This is a genomic window from Saccharophagus degradans 2-40, assembly GCF_000013665.1.
Classification (GTDB): Bacteria; Pseudomonadota; Gammaproteobacteria; order Pseudomonadales; family Cellvibrionaceae; genus Saccharophagus; species Saccharophagus degradans.
On sequence record NC_007912.1, the window covers coordinates 4061412 to 4080950 of the forward strand.

The 19539-nt window shown below is 48.5% G+C and carries 17 protein-coding genes; 8 read left to right on the forward strand and 9 right to left on the reverse strand.

Features of this window, described 5'->3' with window-relative positions:
• Nucleotides 1-63: 63 nt before the first annotated feature.
• The 6 genes from SDE_RS16685 to SDE_RS16710 all read right to left on the reverse strand — a co-directional run bounded on the left by SDE_RS16685 (nt 64) and on the right by SDE_RS16710 (nt 8988).
• Nucleotides 64-4206, reverse strand: coding sequence for a YhdP family phospholipid transporter (locus tag SDE_RS16685; protein ID WP_011469660.1), 4143 nt, complete (start codon nt 4204-4206; stop codon nt 64-66).
• Nucleotides 4207-4322: 116 nt separating this feature from the next.
• Complete coding sequence (rng, locus tag SDE_RS16690; protein WP_011469661.1) at nt 4323-5801, reverse strand: ribonuclease G; 1479 nt, start codon at nt 5799-5801, stop codon at nt 4323-4325.
• A gap of 49 nt (nt 5802-5850) precedes the next feature.
• Nucleotides 5851-6483: a Maf family protein gene (locus SDE_RS16695; protein ID WP_011469662.1), complete on the reverse strand. Its 633-nt coding sequence runs from the start codon at nt 6481-6483 to the stop codon at nt 5851-5853.
• 10 nt (nt 6484-6493) lie between these two features.
• A complete protein-coding gene (gene mreD / locus SDE_RS16700; RefSeq protein WP_011469663.1) occupies nt 6494-6982 on the reverse strand; it encodes a rod shape-determining protein MreD in 489 nt (162 codons plus the stop codon).
• 8 nt (nt 6983-6990) lie between these two features.
• On the reverse strand, nt 6991-7827 hold the full coding sequence (mreC, locus tag SDE_RS16705; RefSeq protein WP_083763062.1) for a rod shape-determining protein MreC: 837 nt from the start codon (nt 7825-7827) through the stop codon (nt 6991-6993).
• Nucleotides 7828-7956: 129 nt separating this feature from the next.
• Nucleotides 7957-8988, reverse strand: coding sequence for a rod shape-determining protein (locus tag SDE_RS16710; RefSeq protein ID WP_011469665.1), 1032 nt, complete (start codon nt 8986-8988; stop codon nt 7957-7959).
• A 191-nt stretch (nt 8989-9179) separates the two neighbouring features.
• On the opposite strand from SDE_RS16710, the gene gatC reads away from it, so the two are divergent.
• From gatC to SDE_RS16745, 7 genes are all read left to right on the forward strand, one after another.
• Entirely contained in the window at nt 9180-9461 is a 282-nt protein-coding gene (gatC, locus tag SDE_RS16715) for an Asp-tRNA(Asn)/Glu-tRNA(Gln) amidotransferase subunit GatC (protein WP_011469666.1), read from the forward strand.
• A gap of 106 nt (nt 9462-9567) precedes the next feature.
• Complete coding sequence (gatA, locus tag SDE_RS16720) at nt 9568-11022, forward strand: Asp-tRNA(Asn)/Glu-tRNA(Gln) amidotransferase subunit GatA (RefSeq protein ID WP_011469667.1); 1455 nt, start codon at nt 9568-9570, stop codon at nt 11020-11022.
• Between the two features lie 11 nt (nt 11023-11033).
• Nucleotides 11034-12476: an Asp-tRNA(Asn)/Glu-tRNA(Gln) amidotransferase subunit GatB gene (gene gatB / locus SDE_RS16725; RefSeq protein ID WP_011469668.1), complete on the forward strand. Its 1443-nt coding sequence runs from the start codon at nt 11034-11036 to the stop codon at nt 12474-12476.
• A 21-nt stretch (nt 12477-12497) separates the two neighbouring features.
• Nucleotides 12498-12797 carry a PA4642 family protein gene (locus SDE_RS16730; RefSeq protein WP_011469669.1) on the forward strand — a complete coding sequence of 100 codons (300 nt, stop codon included), beginning with the start codon at nt 12498-12500 and terminating at the stop codon, nt 12795-12797.
• Nucleotides 12797-13603 (forward strand): sulfate transporter CysZ, encoded by an 807-nt coding sequence (gene cysZ / locus SDE_RS16735; protein ID WP_011469670.1) that lies wholly within the window; start codon nt 12797-12799, stop codon nt 13601-13603. Before SDE_RS16730 ends, cysZ begins: the two co-directional genes overlap by 1 nt.
• Nucleotides 13604-13675: 72 nt before the next feature.
• Nucleotides 13676-14068, forward strand: a complete 393-nt coding sequence (locus SDE_RS16740; RefSeq protein ID WP_011469671.1) for a hypothetical protein — start codon at nt 13676-13678, stop codon at nt 14066-14068.
• A 186-nt stretch (nt 14069-14254) separates the two neighbouring features.
• Complete coding sequence (locus SDE_RS16745) at nt 14255-15169, forward strand: hypothetical protein (RefSeq protein ID WP_011469672.1); 915 nt, start codon at nt 14255-14257, stop codon at nt 15167-15169.
• 154 nt (nt 15170-15323) lie between these two features.
• Here the strand turns inward: SDE_RS16745 and SDE_RS16750 are convergent, their stop codons facing one another.
• Entirely contained in the window at nt 15324-16823 is a 1500-nt protein-coding gene (locus tag SDE_RS16750; RefSeq protein WP_049762809.1) for a DEAD/DEAH box helicase, read from the reverse strand.
• A 161-nt stretch (nt 16824-16984) separates the two neighbouring features.
• On the opposite strand from SDE_RS16750, the gene arfB reads away from it, so the two are divergent.
• The gene (gene arfB, locus SDE_RS16755) at nt 16985-17398 is read left to right on the forward strand and encodes an alternative ribosome rescue aminoacyl-tRNA hydrolase ArfB (RefSeq protein WP_011469674.1); all 414 of its coding nucleotides are present in this window, start codon (nt 16985-16987) and stop codon (nt 17396-17398) included.
• Nucleotides 17399-17567: 169 nt separating this feature from the next.
• Here arfB and SDE_RS16760 read toward each other — a convergent pair whose 3' ends face one another.
• Nucleotides 17568-18332, reverse strand: a complete 765-nt coding sequence (locus SDE_RS16760; RefSeq protein WP_011469675.1) for an ABC transporter ATP-binding protein — start codon at nt 18330-18332, stop codon at nt 17568-17570.
• On the reverse strand, nt 18329-19393 hold the full coding sequence (locus SDE_RS16765) for a FecCD family ABC transporter permease (RefSeq protein WP_011469676.1): 1065 nt from the start codon (nt 19391-19393) through the stop codon (nt 18329-18331). The genes SDE_RS16760 and SDE_RS16765 overlap by 4 nt, the downstream gene beginning before the upstream one ends.
• Between the last annotated feature and the right edge of the window lie 146 nt (nt 19394-19539).

Here is a 19539-nt window from a genome sequence, read left to right on the forward strand (position 1 = left end):
GCGGGTTTGCTCTTTTTCTGTTCGCTTACTCTAGCAGACTAGCTTTTAATTAATGTTGATGCGTCAGTTAGTCGACTCCGACGCAGCCTCTTTTTTAACACTTTGGCCTTTATTTTTTGCAGCCGAATCGTTAAATATACGTCGCACTTTAATTTTTGGATCTTCCCAATCGCCGGTTACGCCGTAGTTAATACTAGACACCTTATCAACTTGCTTCTTAAATAGTTTGCCCACTACATACACACCTAAGCCAGCTGGCAAGCCCATCACAAAAGCCGTAGCAACCGCTAAATTACCTGCTACTGGTAAGGTTACTACCATTTCTGTATCGAGAGTTTCATCGAGCATATTAATGGTACCCGCCCACTGTACTTTCGACGATGTAGACTCAACCACGAGAGGCGTTTCTAAAACAATTTCGCCATTGGCAAAGTCTAGCTCGCCGTACACACGGTCGTAGGCAAAACCCTGCTTGGCCAAGTCGGAAAAGTCTAGCTGTAACCGACGCGCTATGGTATCAAAATTAAAAAGCGCCAATAATCTTAACAGGGGGTTTTCCCCTGCTTCCGCACCGCGAATAAAATTGCCGTTGCGCATATCAAAAGAAATTAACCCTTGTACGCTACCTAGCGTAACCTGATCGGGGGCACCATCCCACTGGGTGCGAAGGTTAAGCACAACCGATTCGCTATTAAACATTTTCTCTTGCCCCCAGGCAGCCAACACATCGGCAATATTGTTCGCGCGAATCTGCCCATCGAAAAAGCTTTGCTGCCCCTGCGCATTTTGCAACCAAATAAAACGCGCACCTTCCCTTGTAGGCTCTGCTTCGCCTACAGCTTGGTTGCCAGCTGTGTTCACATTGTTAGCGGAAACCAGTGTTTGCACATCGTCAACTTTTTGCGCCAAACTTACCAGCGACATACCGCGCACATCAGCGCGAATATTATTTAATTCAATGCCGTGCTCTACAGGTCGCAATTCAAATTGCCACGCACCGTAACTTGCATCACCCAAGGCAAAATCACGGGTAACAAAATCAATAGCAATTGCGCGCGATAAATCTATATCGGCGAGCACACTTTCACGCGACGCCTGCTCTTCGGTGTTTAGCTCGGACTCAGGCTCAGCGCCTTGCTCGGCAACATCTTCTAACACAGGGAAGTGCAAGTAATCTAAATCCATAGTTACCGGCTTATCGCTGTTAAATACTGTTACCTGGCCGCGCAAAAAATCACTATCTAAATGCAAGCGCCATTTATCCGATGAACCAAGCCCTGTAACACGCAGGTCAGTGATATCTAAGCCACCCAAGGTACAAGTATCTACCGCTAAATCCATGCGCACAGGCATAAAGCTCTCTGCGCTACTGTGCGAATTACCTTCAGCAACGTCTACTTGCGAAAGATAATTAAAATAATCGTTCTTAGCCTCATTCCACGCTTCTAAATCAAACTCATTAACCTTGCCGCTCACATCGAAGAAGCCGGCCGATATTGGTTTGCGCGGCTCAGCAAACGAAAGCCTCATACCCTCTAGGCCAGTATTGTTACGAGTAAAATCAAAAGCAACCCACTCTTCAAAGTCAAATTTATACTCTTGCCTATCTGGGAATATTTTTATATTTATAGCTAACTTTTTCTCTTCAGCTTTTTGTTTGCCAAGAGGTTTAGGTAAGGTTATGGCAGTACCTTTTAGCGCTGTCGCTACGGCAACTTCAAGCGAGTATTGCTGAGTATTTTTGGAAGGAATATAGAATGAACCCGAAACAGGCGAGATACCCTCAACAAAATGCAATTCGGGTCGGCTAGTCCACTTTAGAATATCTGCGCTATTCACTTTGCCGTCGAACTTAATATGGGTGCCCGCTCTCTCGCCCTTAGCCACACTCTTTATGGTGGCATTAACTTTATTGCCCCACACCTTGCCGGCTAATCCGTCACTAAATACGCCTCGCCCAGATTCGTACCCGAGGGCACCAGATATATCGAGCACTCGCAGGTTCAAATCGGGCATTACTATATCGGCATTTTCAAACCCTACACTCACTTTATGCGAGCCTGCGCCAAATTCTTTATTTATAGGCACCAATAAACTAATTGCCGCAGATACATCGCCATCTACTTGCCACTGATCAAAAGCAGTGCCAATAGCCGCACGAATCGGACTGTCGTTTAGCAGCTTCATAGCCGCAGCGGCATTGCCTGTTATGGCTCCCACTATCCGCAAGCCATGGCCCTTTCCGTCCTTAGCTTTAACTAAATCAATTACCGCGCCGCTAATGTGATTGCCCTGCATTTCTGCCTGGGTTACCTGTACGGTTAAATCGGCGTTATCGACAAATAGGTGTGCATTAATTTTCTCTAAGGCAGGCCACTCAGGGTCGAATTTAAGCGTGGCATTTTCTACATCGCCAAAAACTTGAATAGTAGGCCGCACTTCGGGATCTTTCATTACCGACCCAGAGTAAAGAAAGCCTACATTCTTAATGTCTCCGCCTTGAATACTTTTATCTAACCAACGGTACAACGCCTGCGGCACCACTTTGGGCACATAGCGCCTATGGCTTGATGCATTCGATGCATTTAACCCCAGCGAGAGCACCATTTCTGCTTCGCCTAAATCTTTTGTAAAAGGTAGCTTGAGGAACAGGTAGCCGCGCGCGGTTTCTGTTTGATCTCCCTCGGGGCTTTTTGCTTTAACTTCGAGTAAACCAGAGTTGATATAAGTGAGTTTGTTTTCTACATCGATATTCCAAGCAACCTGACCGTGCGCGGAATCGAAAAGGATGGGCTTTTCGTATACGCGGGGCAAATTAAGTACAAAGCCGTCGCGGCTATCAACATTTACGAAACCACCGAAGGCGTCGGCACTTACAAATCCGTTTACATGCTCTAAATTCGGTACGCCTTGGTAAATATCGACTGCGGCATCTTCTGCTATTGCATTTAACTGAAAATAGCCCTGCTCTTTACTGCGCAGGCGTACATCTACATTTTTTAACGTGCCGCGCGGGTTTAACGCCGATAAAACTTCGCCAACCTTACCGCGATACAAACCCATGCCTTGCGCGGTTTGCATCCAATCGGCTACGTTTATTTCATCAACTAAAAACCCAACTTCGCCGGCGCGATTGCCGTAGATTTTAACTGCTAGCTCGGGTGCTTGCTGGTGTTCCCAAAGGATACCCAAATTTTGTAGAACAAATTCCCACCCCTCTTGCCCATGCCACTTACCGGTTACCCGCGATTGCACCAACTGCGGTAATTGCACATCTTCTGGCAATTTAACAGGCAAGCCATCCGAAATAAGCATGCCCTTAAAACTAATTCCCTTTTCTGTATTGCCTTCGAACCAAGCGGATAAATCTAATCGATGCCCCTCTTTCCACGCCAGCTCTTCATCACTTTGCCAAAAATCAGCTCCTACGGCCGCCAATACCTTTTCCATAGGAAATTGATTAAGCGCAATATAGCCTTTTGCATGAAAGGTTTCTTTGTTGCGCGGGTCGCCAATACCTTCTACCACTAAACTAAAGGCTTCTGCTTCGTCATCAACATTAAGCTCGGCTAATAGCCTATGAAAATCGCGATCATTTTCTAAGCTTACTTTTGGTACAACTAATTGGGTATTGTGACCAGTGCGAAACTCTAGGTTTATTTTTACGTCGGTAATATCAATGCGACGACCAAAAAGAAAGACATCTAATGGATCGTCTATATTAAAACCAGGCTCCCCAGATGCCGAAGGTTTAGAAGCGATGCCAGCAACACCCCAATGGCCAGCTTCGTCTTGCGTTAATGTTGTTTCAAATTGATCAAATGCAATTCGTCGCCATGAAAAGCGCCAATCGGCAATCGAATCTAAAAGGCTTAGCTCGGCACTCGCGCGTTTGATTTTAAAGACTGCGGTGTCTTTGTTACTTACCGTTACATCAATAAGGTTGAGCTTGGGAGTTAACCCTTTCCAGCTGGCCGCCACTTCGCCAATTTTTATATCGACACCCAGCGTGCCACTTAGCTGGCGGCTTATTTCTGTGCGGTAATCATTAAGTAGAGGAAAAGCTTCGCGGCCTAGCTGCACACATACAGCCACGGCAATAATAATGGTAAACAACGTGCCCCAAAAACGACGCACAACCATGCGCATAAAGTCTTGCTTTAAGCGCTTGGGCGATCGTCTCTCTTGTATTTCTGGGGTATTCACGCTTTACAGCCTTTTACGTGGGCGTTTTGCTTTATCTAACCATATTCAAATAAAGGTTGTGTTCAAACATACTTTAAATGAACTTTCTTGTGTGTTTTTTATGGCGCGCTAACGCGCTACACCAACACTATGTCGTATTGCTCTTGGTTGTATACCGTCTCTACTCTAAATTCGATGGTACGACCAATAAAGCTTTCTAAATCCGCCACGTTGGCCGATTCTTCATCGAGCAGCAGGTCAATAACAACCTGCGAGGCAAGCACCATAAACTTTTCGTTTTCGTATGCGCGCGCATCGCGCAATATTTCGCGGAAGATCTCGTAACAAACGGTCTCGGGGGATTTCAAAATACCTCTACCGCGACATACAGGGCAGGATTCACACATGGCCTGCCCCAGCGATTCGCGTGTGCGCTTGCGCGTCATCTCGACTAAGCCCAGTTCAGACACGCCGGTAATACTGGTTTTAGCGCGATCTTTTTCTAGGCACTTTTCTAACGTGCGCAGCACTTGTCGCTGGTGCTCTTTATCGAGCATATCGATAAAGTCGAGAATAATAATACCGCCCAAATTGCGCAGCCTTAGTTGTCTGGCAATGGCTGCGGCAGCTTCTAGGTTTGTTTTGAAAATAGTTTCTTCTAAGTTGCGGCTACCAACAAATGCACCGGTGTTCACATCTATCGTCGACATGGCTTCGGTTTGCTCAACCACTAAATAGCCGCCCGACTTTAACACCACTTTTTTATCTAGCGCGCGCTGAATTTCCTCTTCCACACCGTACAAATCAAATAGCGGGCGCTCGCCTGGGTAATGCTCCAAACGGCCACCAATTTCGGGGGCATAGTGTTTGGCAAATTTATCCATTCGCGCGTAGGATTCGCGCGAGTCTATGCGCACTTTTTCGATATTGCTGCGCATAAAGTCGCGAATGGTGCGCATAAACAAGGGCAGGTCTTCGTAAATAATTGAAGGCGCCTTGGCTTTTTTTACGCTGTCGGCAAGGTCGTGCCACAGGTGATAAACAAAAGGGATATCCGCGCGCATTTCTTCTTCGGTTGCGCCCTCGGCCACGGTGCGAATAATAAAGCCGCCATCAGGGAATTCTTCTGCGTGCTCTGCCGCTAACTTTTCTACAATGGTGCGCAAACGCTCGCGCTCCTCGGCATCTTCAATACGGTTTGATATACCAATATGAGGCGTGTTGGGCATGTAAACCAAGTAGCGGGCCGAAACAGAGAGCTGAGTAGTAAGGCGAGCCCCTTTGGTGCCGATTGGATCTTTGGTTACTTGCACCAATAGCTCTTGGCCCTCGCGAACCACTTCGCGAATATCAATATCGGAGCGCGGTCGACTTTCTGCTCCCTCGGGGAGAGTTTCGATATCCGACACGTGGATAAACCCAGCGCGCTCTTGGCCAATATCCACAAACGCCGCTTGCATACCGGGCAGCACGCGCACCACTTTGCCTTTATAGATATTGCCAACAAAGCCTTTGGCGCGAGTGCGCTCTAAGTAGACTTCCTGTAATACGCCGTTTTCTACCAGTGCAACCCGCGTTTCGGTGGGGCCGCAGTTAACCAATATTTCGTCGGTCATAGGATCTCTTCAAATGCCAAAAGCGCACCGTATTGCGCGCTTTCCGCCTTTAGGGTGCGAGGTTCTGCCAAACGGGAACCTCAAAAGCATCCAAAAGGGTTTTAGTTTCAAATAACGGCAAGCCCACCACGGCGGTGTAACTGCCCTTTAGTTCGCGCACGAAAACCGCGCCCAAACCTTGTATTCCATAGCCACCGGCTTTATCTGCCGGCTCACCTGTGCGCCAGTATTCAATGGCTTCTGCACGGCTTATTTCGCGAAAAGTAACGTCAGTGACGCTTAACCGCATTAGCTGTTTTGCTTCTGTTGCCACCGCAACCGCGGTCATCACTTGGTGGGTTTGGCCCGACAGTGCCAGCAGCATGGCTACGCCATCTTCCTCATCTCGCGGCTTTTCTAGTACGCGGTTTTCAATCACTACAATCGTGTCTGAACCCAAACACGGTAGGCTTCGCGGTTGCGTCGCAGCCAGCTTAGCGCCGGCCATTGCCTTATCATACGCTAGGCGCTGCACATATTGCGCAGGGGATTCACCCACCTCGCGCTGTTCGGCAACATCAACCGACAACACAGCTACTTTGACGCCAATTTGCGCTAACAGTTCACGGCGCCTAGGGGATTGCGATGCGAGGTAGAGATCGGCGCTGTTATCGCCCTTATTGTGGTGAGATGAGGTAGTCAAAACTCGAACCCTATAGCAATCTATAGCGGCGACGCAGGCGCCTAAACAACAGCACCATAACCGGCCAGCTAAGTGCACTTACTGCCGTGGTCACCAAAATAATATGAGTGGGCTTATGGTAACCACTTAAACCCAGCATCCAATTCACAATAACCTGATGAATGCCCACAAATACAAACACCCACAGCGTTTGCTGCCACAGCGAGTAGCTGCGAATGCGCTGGTAAGATGACAAACAAATATAAGCCACAGCAGCCAAGCCCAGAGCGTGTGCGCCCCAAACAGTGCTGTGCACAACATCTAAAAACAGGCCCATTAACCAAGCTGTGGTTACGCCAAAATACTGCGGATAGTTAATAACCCAGTACACTACCAACAGGCAAAAAAGCTCTGGCCGCAATGCCGCATAAGCGTGAGGGATAGGATAAATAGATAGAACTAGTGCAAAGAATGCAGATACACAGAAGAAAATATAAAAGGACAGGCCGAGATTGGGCATGCTCACACCTACAGGCCTTCCGAGGGGGGCATATCAAACACCAATAGCACATGGCGGCTGCGGTTTAGCTCCGCTTTTGGCTTGGCCATCACCGAGGCAAATGCCTTGCCCGGGTCGCGCTGCACCTCTACCACTTCAGCTACCGGGTAACCGGCGGGGAAGCGCTGCCCCAAACCGGAACTTACCAACAGGTCACCCACCTCTATATCGGTGGTGTTTGGCACGTAGCGCAATGCGAGTTCATCCAGCCGGCCCAGCCCTTCTGCAATTAAGCGAACACCTGTGCGATTGATTTGTACTGGCAAGGCATGGGTTGTATCTGTAATAAGTAGCACTTGGCTACTTAGCGCCCCCACCTGCACCACTTGGCCCATTAAGCCATTGGCATCGAGCAGGGGTTGGCCGATATACACGCCGTGATTACTGCCGCGGTTAACAATTACCTTGTGTACCAGTGGGTCGGGGCTTACGCCAATAAGTTCGGCGATAATAACCCTATCTTCGATCATCTCCGCAGAATTAAGCAATTGTCGCAGGCGTACGTTTTCGGCCGCAAGCGATGCCATTTGCTGTAATTTGCGCTTGTGAATAAGCAGTTCGGTGCGCAGGGATTCGTTTTCTTGCTGTAGTCGCGAGCGCGACATAACGCGGTTATCGGCCCAATCTTCTACTTTGGCAGGGATATCAGATACCCAATAAAAAGGCGCAGCGACGTCCGTCGCCTGATTTTTGAGGGACGCAAACCAATCGGTGTAGATAAAAATACCCGCCACCGTTAATGACAACACCGACAGCACGAGTAAACGCGCTATGGGCGATGGGCCTTTGCTAAAAAGCGGTTTAATGGCAATGCCTCCCGCTAAACCTTGTTCAATGTCGTTATTTTAGAATAATAGTTTTAGAGAAATAATTTGTTTTTATATAAAGCCAAAAGGGCGCCACAGCGCCCTTTCTAACAAAACCCAGTAAGTGCTTTAGTAAACCAAATCGATACTGCGCTGATCCATTAACTCCAAAGCGCGACCACCGCCGCGAGCCACACAGGTTAACGGGTCTTCGGCCACAACCACCGGCAAGCCGGTTTCTTCAGATAACAAACGGTCTAAGTCACGCAGTAACGCGCCGCCACCCGTTAGCACAATACCGCTTTCAGCAATATCAGAAGCCAATTCTGGCGGGGATAACTCCAATGTGCTCTTTATAGCCTGCACTATGCCAGAAAGCGGCTCTTGCAAGGCTTCGAGTACTTCGTCGCTGTTAAGAGTGAAGCTTCTGGGCACACCCTCGGCCAAGTTGCGACCTCGCACGTCAATTTCCAACACTTCGCTGCCAGCATAGGCGCAGCCAATTTCTTGCTTAATACGCTCTGCGGTAGCATCACCAATAACGCTGCCGTACTTGCGGCGCACATAGTTAACAATCGCCTCGTCGAAGCGGTCGCCACCTATGCGTACAGAATCCGATAACACCACGCCATTTAAAGAAATAATGGCAATTTCGGTGGTGCCACCACCTATATCCACCACCATAGAACCGGTGGCTTCATCAACACTTAAACCTGCGCCAATTGCAGCAGCCATGGGCTCTTCAATTAAGCGAACCTCTCGAGCACCAGCGCCTAGGGCCGATTCGCGGATTGCGCGCTTTTCTACCTCGGTAGATAAGCAAGGCACACAGATAAGTACTCGCGGACTTGGCTGAAACCAACTATTTTCATGCACTTTACGGATAAAGTGCTGCAACATTTTTTCAGTAACCTGGAAGTCGGCAATAACGCCGTCTTTTAACGGGCGAATGGCAGTAATATTGCCAGGGGTTCTACCCAACATGCGCTTGGCAGCCATACCTACGGCTTCTACAGATTTTTGACCGTTGTGATTGCGGATGGCAACTACCGATGGCTCATCTAACACAATGCCGCGATCGCGCACATAAATCAGCGTATTCGCTGTTCCTAAATCGATGGATAAGTCGTTGGAAAAAACTCCACGCAGACGTTTAAACATATTATTTTTTAACCCGTTAACGCTCACACTTTTAGCAAGTGAAGCATTTTACTCTATTCGGTACGTAAAAAACGGGCAGAACCCGCGTAAATTGGGGAACTCTATCAACGCTAGGGATTTTGAGCAAGGCGTAAATATGGTAAGTTACGCAGCCTTATATAATTTGATCCCATTTGTGAACGGAGCAATCTGTGCAGCCTTCAGACATTGAAAAACTGGCCAAGCTCGCCAGGCTAGAAATAAACGACGAAACACTTGGCGAAGTTGCCAACAGTATTACCGAAGTATTAGCACTGGTAGACCAGCTTCAAGCTGCCGACACCAACGGTGTGGCGCCCATGGCACACCCCTTAGATGCCGTTCAAATTTTGCGTGCAGATGAAGTTACAGAACCCAACGTACGCGAAGAGTTCCAAGCTATTGCACCAGCAACAGAAAACGGCCTTTATTTAGTGCCCAAGGTAATAGAATAGCCTAACGTTGCCATCGCACCCCTATTTTACTAAGCCGCCACCTGGCCACCTTAACCAAAGCGAGCGTACTACTCCGCGCGCCAGCTAAACTATGCAGGACCAAGCAATGCACAACTTAACCATTGCCGAGATTATTCAGGGGCTGAAAAACAAGTCGTTTTCCAGCGTCGAAATTACCCAGCACTTTTTAAACCGCATTAAAACGCTGGATACCGAATACAACAGCTTTATTACTCTCACCGAAGAGCAGGCCCTAGCTCAAGCAACGGCCGCCGACGCGCGCCTAGCCGCCGGCGATGCACCCGCGCTTTGCGGCGTGCCCCTTGCCCACAAAGATATTTTTTGCACTAACGGCGTACGCACAAGCTGCGGCTCTAAAATGCTAGATAACTTTGTACCGCCCTACGACGCGACCGTAGTTACCAACTACAGCCAAGATGGCGTTGTGATTTTAGGTAAAACCAACATGGATGAGTTCGCTATGGGCTCTTCCAACGAAACCAGTTACTACGGGCCAGTTAAAAACCCTTGGGATACCAACTGCGTACCGGGTGGTTCTTCCGGTGGTTCCGCTGCAGCTGTGGCCGCGCGCCTTGTGCCCGGCGCCACCGCAACCGACACCGGCGGCTCTATCCGTCAGCCAGCAGCCCTGTGCGGTATTACCGGCATTAAGCCTACCTATGGTCGCGTATCGCGCTGGGGCATGATTGCTTTCGCATCTAGCCTCGACCAAGCCGGCACAATGACGCGCACCGCCGAAGATGCAGCCCTTATGTTGCAATCTATGGCCAGTTACGACCGCAAAGACTCCACCTGTGTCGATCACCCCATAGACGACTACAGCGTCAACCTAAACGCACCACTCGCGGGTTTAAAAATAGGTATTCCCAAAGAATATTTTGGCGAAGGACTAAACCCCGGTACCGCAGAAGCAGTGCAAGCTGCAATTAAAACCTACGAAGCAATGGGCGCAACCGTGCAGGAAGTGTCCCTGCCGCACACCCACTTAGCCGTACCGGCTTACTATGTAATTGCACCGGCAGAATGCTCCGCCAACCTTTCACGTTTTGATGGCGTGCGCTACGGCCACCGCTGCGACAACCCGAAAGATTTAGAAGACCTATACCGTCGCTCGCGCGGGGAAGGCTTTGGCGAAGAGGTTAAACGCCGTATTTTGGTTGGCACCTATGCCCTTTCTGCAGGCTTTTACGATGCTTACTACCGCAAAGCGCAGCAGGTTCGCCGCTTAATTAAACAAGATTTCGTCGATGTGTTTAGCCAAGTAGACGTAATACTAGGCCCCACCTCGCCATCGCCAGCGTTTGAGTTTGGCTCTAAGGGCAGCGACCCTGTCGCCATGTATTTAGAAGATATTTACACCATTGCCACCAACTTGGCAGGCCTGCCAGGCATGTCAATTCCCTGTGGGCAAGTGGACGGCAAACCGGTTGGCTTGCAGCTAATTGGCAATTACTTTGCGGAAGCGAAATTATTGAACATTGCGCACAAGTTTCAAACCGAAACTGACTTTCACACTCAAGCCCCCGCAGCGATTAAATAAGGTACAAAAACATGGAATGGGAAACCGTTATCGGGCTTGAAGTACACGTTCAGCTCGCCACCAAAACAAAAATCTTTTCTGGCGCCAGCACCGCTTTTGGTGCCGAGCCAAATACACAGGCCTGCGCCATTGACCTAGCCATGCCGGGCACCTTGCCCTCCCCCAACGCCAAAGCATTTGAATACGCCATTATGTTTGGCTTGGCGGTTAACGCAGAAATTGGCAAGCGCTCTGTGTTTGAACGCAAAAACTATTTTTACCCCGACTCACCCAAGGGCTACCAAACGACGCAGTTAGAGCAACCCATTGTTGGTGCGGGCTATATCGATATTGAACTGGATGACGGCAGCACAAAGCGTATCCGCATCCACCACGCGCACCTCGAAGAAGATGCGGGCAAATCTTTGCACGAAGATTTCCACGATATGACAGGTATCGACCTCAACCGCGCAGGCACGCCACTCATCGAGGTAGTGACCGAACCCGACATTAGCAACAAAGCCGAAGCTGTTGCTTTCGCGCGCAAATTGCACGCCATTGTCACGTCACTGGGAATAGGCGACGGCGACATGTCGCAGGGGTCTATGCGCTTCGACGTGAACATTTCTGTGCGCTTAAAAGGCCAAGAGCTTGGTACGCGCACCGAAACCAAAAACCTAAACTCCTTCCGCTTTATGGAGCGCTGCATTGATCAAGAAGTGCAACGTCAAATAGAAGTGCTGGAAGACGGCGGTAAAATTACCCAAGAAACGCGCCTGTACAATGGCGACACCCATACCGCCCGCCCAATGCGCAGCAAAGAAGAAGCCAACGACTACCGCTATTTCCCCTGCCCAGATTTACTACCGGTAGAAATTACTGACGAATACATTCAAAGCTTGCGCGATAAATTGCCAGAGCTACCGGACGCACGCAAAGCGCGCTTTATTGAGCAGTACGGCCTATCCGATTACGACGCGGGCCTGCTTGGTTCCGACGCCAACACCGCTCACTATTTTGAAGTCTGCGCCAAAGCCTGTGACGACGCCAAGTTAAGTGCAAACTGGGTAGCTGGTGAGCTTGCGGCACGTTTAAACAACGAAGAGCTCGCCATACAAAACAGCCCAGTTAACGCCGAGCAGCTAGCAGGCTTAATTGCACGCATTAAAGATCAAACCATCTCCAACAAAATAGCCAAACAGGTATTCGAAGCCATGTGGCAAGGCGAAGGGGATGCAGATACAGTGATTGAAGCCAAAGGCTTGAAGCAGGTATCTGACAGTGGCGCACTAGAAAAAATGGTTGACGATGTGATGGCAGCCAACCAGCAGCAAGTAGACGCCTACCGCGCGGCCGAGCCAGACAAACGCAAAAAAATGTTGGGCTTCTTTGTGGGGCAAATTATGAAAGCCTCTAAAGGCCAAGCCAACCCACAGCAACTAAACCAAATTTTGTTGAGCAAACTCGACAGCTAATTTTTAACGAGAAGATTTACCATGGCACTAAAAAAAGATAAACAAAAAGTATTGGGCGAAGTATTTGACGAAGCACGTGTAAGAAGCTTTTTAAATGTACCCGCTCGCCCAGACGTTAACCAAGATTACGACATTCTGGAAAAAGCCTATCGCGGCATGAAAGCAGAAAACTTCGAAACCTTTGTTAACTTCTTTAAAGAAGAAGGTCGCGACTTAAATGCAAAAAATCCTGCTGGCCAAACTTTTTTACAAGTTATTAGCGAGCACAAATTAGCCGCTGATTATATCGATATACTCAAAAGCGCTGGAGCCAAGTACTAGTGCCACACCGCAACATATACGATAACCCACCCAACACGCTCACCACCGGTGCCCAGTACTTTGTACAGGGCATCAACCTGTTGTGGCACCCGCAGTTGCGCGTATACATATTGATCCCCCTGCTGGTGAACTGCATCCTATTTGTTGCGCTTACCACTGTTTTTATCGGTTACTTTAATTACTGGGCAGAAATCATTACTGGCAGCATCGAAGTGGATATGGGGTGGTTTACCTCCATCATCGTGTGGGTGCTAAAAGCGCTGGCTTGGTTTGGCCTTATTGTTCTAGGCGTAATACTATTAATGGTATATGGCTACAGCTTTAACGTTATTACCAATATTATTGCAGCGCCTTTTTACGGCTTGCTTGCCGAAAAAACCGAGATGCTTATTACGGGCAAAAAAGGCGAAGGTGAACCCCTCGCGCAAATGATACCCCGTGTAATAGGCCGCGAAATTTCAAAGTTGTGGTACTTTTTATCCCGCGGCTTTGTCATTATGCTTATTGTATTACTACTTAGCACCATTCCACTTATCAACCTTATCGCACCGTTTATTGGTTTATTGTGGAGTGCATGGTCAATGGCAATTCAATACGGCGATTACGCAGCCGATAACAACCGACTGGACTTTAAAGAGCTACGCCAACGCCTGTGGCAAAAGAAATACTCCAGCCTAGGTTTTGGCGGCATTGTTATGGGCTGCAGTGTGGTGCCCATTCTCAACATTTTTGCTATGCCCGCAGCCGTTACTGGCGGCACAATTTACTGGGTAAAAGAGCTGCGCGATAACCCTCCCAAACAGTAAACTAGCCCCCCCTGCATACCTTGCTTTATTGTCTACACTTAATGGAGACACTTTAAGCAAGGTATTGCTCCAATGAGCCCCAAGTATTCACCCCTTCTACTAACTGCTGCCATAGTGATAGCGCTGCAAGCCCAAGCGGAGCAAGTACCGCAGCTAGAAACGGTTACCGTAACTGCGCAATACCGCGCCGAAAATGCGCAAGATGTATCAATTTCCACCTCGGTGCTTACCAGCGACAATATTCGCCAACAAGACATTCACGATAACCACAATATAGCCTTACAAGTGCCCAGTGTAAGCTACGCTGAATTTGCCCCCGGCCAGGCACTAATTGCCATTCGAGGAATAATATCCGCCGATGATGGCCCAGGCATGGACGATTACCTAACCAAACCGTTAGATGAAGAAGTATTTATTAAGATGCTCCAACAATGGTTACCAAGCTTAACGCCACCACCACAATAGAGCGCAAACACTTTTATGCTTTATAGCACTAAACTGTTGATTTCTTAAAACCAACCAGCAAGCTCATACGCCACAAAAACCCAACATGTAGCATATACTTAAATATACTTAAATATACTTAATAATTTCCCCATGAAAATACACCTAGTGGCACCCCTATGTTTCAGCCTGTAATTGGTCTTTAATATGAAAATTAAAAATAGACTATGGCTAGCGCTGCTTTTCGGGCTTCTATGCAACTATAGCCATTCACAAACCACCGCCACACCTTCAACCCCCGTTGTAAAGTTAAATGTAAGTGGCTGGAGCCCCAACCTTAAAAACTATTACATAGCCTTATTTGAAGAGCTTTTAGTGTTAGCGGAACCCCAGTTTGGCCCCCATGAATTAGCACCTATTAGCTTAGAAATAAGCACCAAACGTGCAGTACTACTTTCCGAAACAGGAGAGCTGCCACTGGGCTTTGCCACACGCTGGGAATCGATGTACAACAACATAGAAAACAGCAACCTTTATTATTACCCATACCTAAACAGGTTACTGGGGTTACGACAAATAATAGTCCCCACCAGCAAACTTGCCGATTTCAGCAACTCAATGTCATTCGAAGAATTTCGCGCGCTAAAACCTGGGCAAGGCGCCGGCTGGCCAGATGCGGAAATTTACAAAGCCCACAGCATTGAAGTAGTTAACGCTAAAAGTTACGAGTATTTGTTTCCAATGCTGCTACTTAATCGCTTCGACTATGTACCGCTAAGCATTTTAGAAATTGATGGCGTACTCGCACAAATAAACAAAAGCGGAAACACCTACAGCGTAGTACCCAACCTATATATTTATTACCCCATTCCTGTTTATATTCGCTCAAATAAAATAAGCACCCACACAGACAAACTTGTTGCTTACGCGTTAAAGCGCTACTTTAGCGAGGAGCATAAGCAGCAAAATCAACTACTGTTCGACAACCATTTTGCACATGCAAAAAAAGCGCTGCCAACGCGTGAAGATACGATTTTTTATTTGGATAATAACGCCCTAGAAGACGAATTAAATGAACAGTTTAAGCACGAGTTTAAACAACTATATAAGCTTAGCGATTAACCGAAATAATATTGAACAGAAGTGGGGATACAGCGAAGTAGATACAGAAGTAGCAGCATAGAACCAAATTTCTATGCTGCTATATTAAACAAACGATTTTCAAAAAATATATTTACCAAACAATAGCAATCAATCGATAGCCATCAAACGACAGCTAACTTCTAGCAGCCCCTTGTGCACCGCTAGGCTTATTAGTTGGTCGTCTGGCACCCCCACCGGCTGGCCCACCCTTACCTTTTGGGCCTGTATTGCCATTGCGCGCGCCGGCAGGCTTACCTTGTGTAGCGGGTTTAGCACCTGCAGGGCGAGGCTTGCGCGGCTTTGCTTTGCCTGCCCACGGGGTATCGGCATTGGCCGCTTTGCTGTCATCGCCACGCGGCTTAGCGCGATTATTGCCACCGCCACTGTTACCACCGCCACTGCGGTTCGAAGCACCACCTGCTGGCTTGGGCCGTTTCGGCTTATTGGGGCGAATGGGGCGGGTATCTAATCGAGACTCAGGTAAATTGTGGTCTGGCTCAAAGCCTTGAATAACTTCGCGAGTGAGCAACGTTTTAGTTAAACGCTCAATCTCTTTTAACATTTGAAATTCGTCGGCACTCACTAGCGAAACGGCATTGCCCTCTGCGCCAGCACGGCCTGTGCGGCCAATTCGATGCACGTAATCTTCAGCAACCTGAGGTAAGTCGAAGTTCACCACTTGCGGTAGTTGATCAATATCCAAACCGCGAGCGGCAATATCGGTGGCTACAAGAATTTTTACCGTGCCATTTTTAAACTCGGCTAACGCTTTAGTGCGTGCGCCTTGGCTTTTGTTGCCGTGAATCGCCGCTGCTCGCAGGCCACTGCCTTCCAATTGTTTAACTAATTTATTTGCGCCATGCTTGGTGCGAGAGAACACCAACACTTGCTGCCACTTATTGGTTTTAATCAAATGGGTAAGCAAAGCGGGCTTTTCTTTTTTATCAACGGGGCAAATCCACTGTTTTACGCGGGTTGCGGTGCTGTTGGGCGGGTTCACAGTAATTTCTACTGGGTTATTCACAATACTTTTAGCTAATTCGCGAATATCTTGCGAGAACGTCGCCGAAAACATCAGGTTTTGACGTTTCTTCGGTAAAATAGCCATAATTTTGCGAATATCGTGAATAAAGCCCATATCGAGCATGCGATCGGCTTCGTCCAACACCAGCATTTCTAGCTGATCAAACTTCACTGCACGCTGATTGTATAGGTCCATCAAACGGCCTGGCGTGGCCACTAAAATGTCGACACCGCCGCGCAATTTCATCATTTGCGGGTTAATTTTCACGCCGCCAAATACGATGGTAGATTTAATAGGCAAGTACTTGCCGTATAGGGCAACGTTTTCACCTACCTGTGCTGCAAGCTCTCGCGTAGGAGTAAGTACTAACGCACGTGCCTGATTCGGCTTTACTTTACGGCCGTTTTCTATGCCTTCTGCCAGTATTTCTAAAATGGGCAATGTAAACCCCGCCGTCTTACCCGTACCGGTTTGCGCAGCGGCCATCACATCGCGCCCTTCTAATACAGGGGGAATGGCTTGCGCTTGAATTGGGGTAGGGGTTTCGTAGCCTTGTTCGAGTACGGCTTTCTGAATGGCGGGACAAAGGCCAAGTTCGGCAAATTTCATATTGGGGTCTGCATCAACTAAAGGGCGCGCAGGATACAGGATTGCAGCCACAATGGCCAATAATTGATCAAATTTAACGCAATATTTTGTGCTTCCCTCGAAGCTATAGGCCTTTCGATGTATCCTGTCGCTTCATTCCCGATATATTGTGTTGTTAGCCCGTGGTTATTATCTCTTCCAACATTACTATTCCCGCCGATGAAATAGAGCTTAGCGCCATTCGTGCACAAGGGGCAGGCGGCCAAAACGTAAACAAAGTTTCCTCGGCTATTCACCTGCGCTTTGATATTCGCGCTTCGTCGCTGCCAGAGTTTTATAAAGAGCGTTTACTAGGGCTTAAAGACTCGCGAATAAGTAAAGAAGGGGTGCTAATTATTAAAGCCCAGCAATTTCGCACCCAAGAGAAAAACCGCGAAGACGCACTGGCACGCTTAAAAGAACTCGTGCTGCAGGCCACTACCTTTCAAAAAGCGCGCAAACCCACCAAGCCTACCAAGGCCTCTAAAACGCGCAGAATGGATGGCAAAACTCAACGCGGCAAAATTAAAGCCATGCGCGGGAAGGTATTCGATTAACCCCAGCCAATGTGTTTAATATAAGTGTGCGGCGCGCGTTCACGCTGCTGACAATCGTCACGAAGATAGCTAAGCGAGTGAATTATTTAGGCTCTCGCAAAAATAATAGAGCTATTTATCACCAAACGGCGTGTGCAAGGCACAAAGTTCAATCTACAGGTAAACCCCCTTAGCCAGGTAAAAACGCGCGATAATCGCCGTTGCGTAACTCCACTAAGCAGTGCTTGAAAAGACGGTGCAGGTACTTATCGTTTAGTAACTCTTCCGCAGGCCCCGCCACCACTTCGCCCTCGCCCATAACAAAGATCAAATGATCGCAATAGCGTACAGCGAGATTAATATCGTGCAGGGTCATTATTACGCGGCCCTGCTCACTGTGTGTTTGCGCACAAATAATATCGAGCAGTGCAATTTGATAGTGTAAATCGAGGTGATTGCTCGGTTCATCTAACACGTATATGTCGGGGTTTTGCACCAGCAATGTAGCCAGCGCCAAGCGCTGTCGCTCGCCGCCTGAAAGAGTATTTACATCACGCTTAACTAGCGGCAGCAAATCTACTTGAGCAAGCGCATCGAGCGCAATTTTTTCGTCGTGGCTAGATTCAAATTGCCACGGCGCCAAATAGGGGTGGCGGCCAATAAGGGCGGTATCTAAAACCGTGGACGGAAAAGGATCGCTCACTTCTTGCAGTAATATACCCAGTTTTTGCGCTAAACGTTTGCGCGACCATAGCGACACATCAATGCCATCTACCAGTACATTGCCAGCATCGGGCTTACGCAACCCAGCCAAGGTATGAAGTAACGTGGTTTTGCCAATGCCATTTTGACCGAGCACGCCCCACACTTTGCCCTGACTAAAATCTAAATCTAACCCGCGGCATACTTGCTTACCGCCCACGGCCAAATCGAGCCACTGTAATTGAATACTCATCGCTCGGCTCCACCGGCCATGCCGCGATTTAAAATAAACAAATACAATGGCACGCCTAGCAATGCGGTAACCACCCCCACCGGCAACTGCTCGGGCGCAATCAATGTGCGCGCCAAAGTATCGGCCAATACCAGCAAGGTGCCACCAAACAAAACCGATGCCAGCAACAGGAAGCGGTGATCCACAACGCCGCACAACCTAATAAGGTGCGGCGCCAATAGGCCAATAAAACCAATACTACCAGCGACCGTAACCGCTGTGGCACTTAGCAGAGAAGATAAAAAGTAAAGCAAAATACGCAAGCGCCCAACATTCACACCAAGAGATTGCGCCTGCTTATCACCGCGAGCCAGTAAATTGAGCGAGCGCCCAACCATAAGGGCGACACACAAACCAAACACCAATACTGCGCCCCCCCATAGCGGAATATCCGCATGGGACAAATCTCCCATCATCCAAAACAACATGCCATGTACACGGGTATTTAAGCTTATAGCCAGCATAAAACTAATGACTGCTCCCCAGCCTGCAGCGATAACCACACCCGTTAGCAGTAATCGCAAGGTGTTCCAGCCCCCCACCCCATGGGCTAAAGCAAACACCAGCAGCATAGACAGCACAGCCCCAAAAAAAGCGCCCGCAGAAATAAAAAACGCCCCCGCCCCAAGCATAATGGCCAACAGTGCAAATACCGCAGCACCGCCAGATACCCCAAGAATATAAGGGTCTGCCAGCGGGTTGCGCAGCAATACCTGCATAAGCACACCACTAGCCGCCAACAAACCGCCCACCACAAATGCACTACTAGCGCGGGGCAAGCGCAATTGCCACACAATGTTGCCGTGTAAACTTTCACCGGGGTTAACCAGCGCGCTAAGCGTTTGCGTAAAACTAAGTTGCGCACTGCCAATGCTTAGTGCCAGCACCATGGCCAGCACTGCCAGCGCAGCAAGAAAAATAATTAACGGGATAGGCTTAGCCATATTTTCAACCACATTACATTCGCCCGCTTGGCGGGTTAATAGGCTTAGCGCCCAAATTGGCGGCAAGTATACCGTCATACACCCGCTGCAGCGACACAGGTGCTTTTTGTTGTCCTTGTGTTGTTCTGGCGGCGGCCTTTCGCCAATCTTAACTTTGGCCACAACCACATTAAATTCATTCGCTATGGGCTATACTGCACGCCCATCTACATACCTGTGTTCAA

Excerpts from the sequence above, each read along its gene's own strand:
- rng (WP_011469661.1), bottom strand. The coding sequence starts at position 5,801 with ATGACCGACGAAATATTGGTTAACTGCGGCCCCACCGAAACGCGGGTT.
- mreD (WP_011469663.1), bottom strand. The coding sequence starts at position 6,982 with ATGCCCAATCTCGGCCTGTCCTTTTATATTTTCTTCTGTGTATCTGCA.
- SDE_RS16710 (WP_011469665.1), bottom strand. The coding sequence starts at position 8,988 with ATGTTTAAACGTCTGCGTGGAGTTTTTTCCAACGACTTATCCATCGAT.
- gatA (WP_011469667.1), top strand. The coding sequence starts at position 9,568 with ATGCACAACTTAACCATTGCCGAGATTATTCAGGGGCTGAAAAACAAG.
- gatB (WP_011469668.1), top strand. The coding sequence starts at position 11,034 with ATGGAATGGGAAACCGTTATCGGGCTTGAAGTACACGTTCAGCTCGCC.
- SDE_RS16730 (WP_011469669.1), top strand. The coding sequence starts at position 12,498 with ATGGCACTAAAAAAAGATAAACAAAAAGTATTGGGCGAAGTATTTGAC.
- SDE_RS16740 (WP_011469671.1), top strand. The coding sequence starts at position 13,676 with ATGAGCCCCAAGTATTCACCCCTTCTACTAACTGCTGCCATAGTGATA.
- SDE_RS16745 (WP_011469672.1), top strand. The coding sequence starts at position 14,255 with ATGAAAATTAAAAATAGACTATGGCTAGCGCTGCTTTTCGGGCTTCTA.
- SDE_RS16750 (WP_049762809.1), bottom strand. The coding sequence starts at position 16,823 with ATGAAATTTGCCGAACTTGGCCTTTGTCCCGCCATTCAGAAAGCCGTA.
- SDE_RS16760 (WP_011469675.1), bottom strand. The coding sequence starts at position 18,332 with ATGAGTATTCAATTACAGTGGCTCGATTTGGCCGTGGGCGGTAAGCAA.
- SDE_RS16765 (WP_011469676.1), bottom strand. The coding sequence starts at position 19,393 with ATGACGGTATACTTGCCGCCAATTTGGGCGCTAAGCCTATTAACCCGC.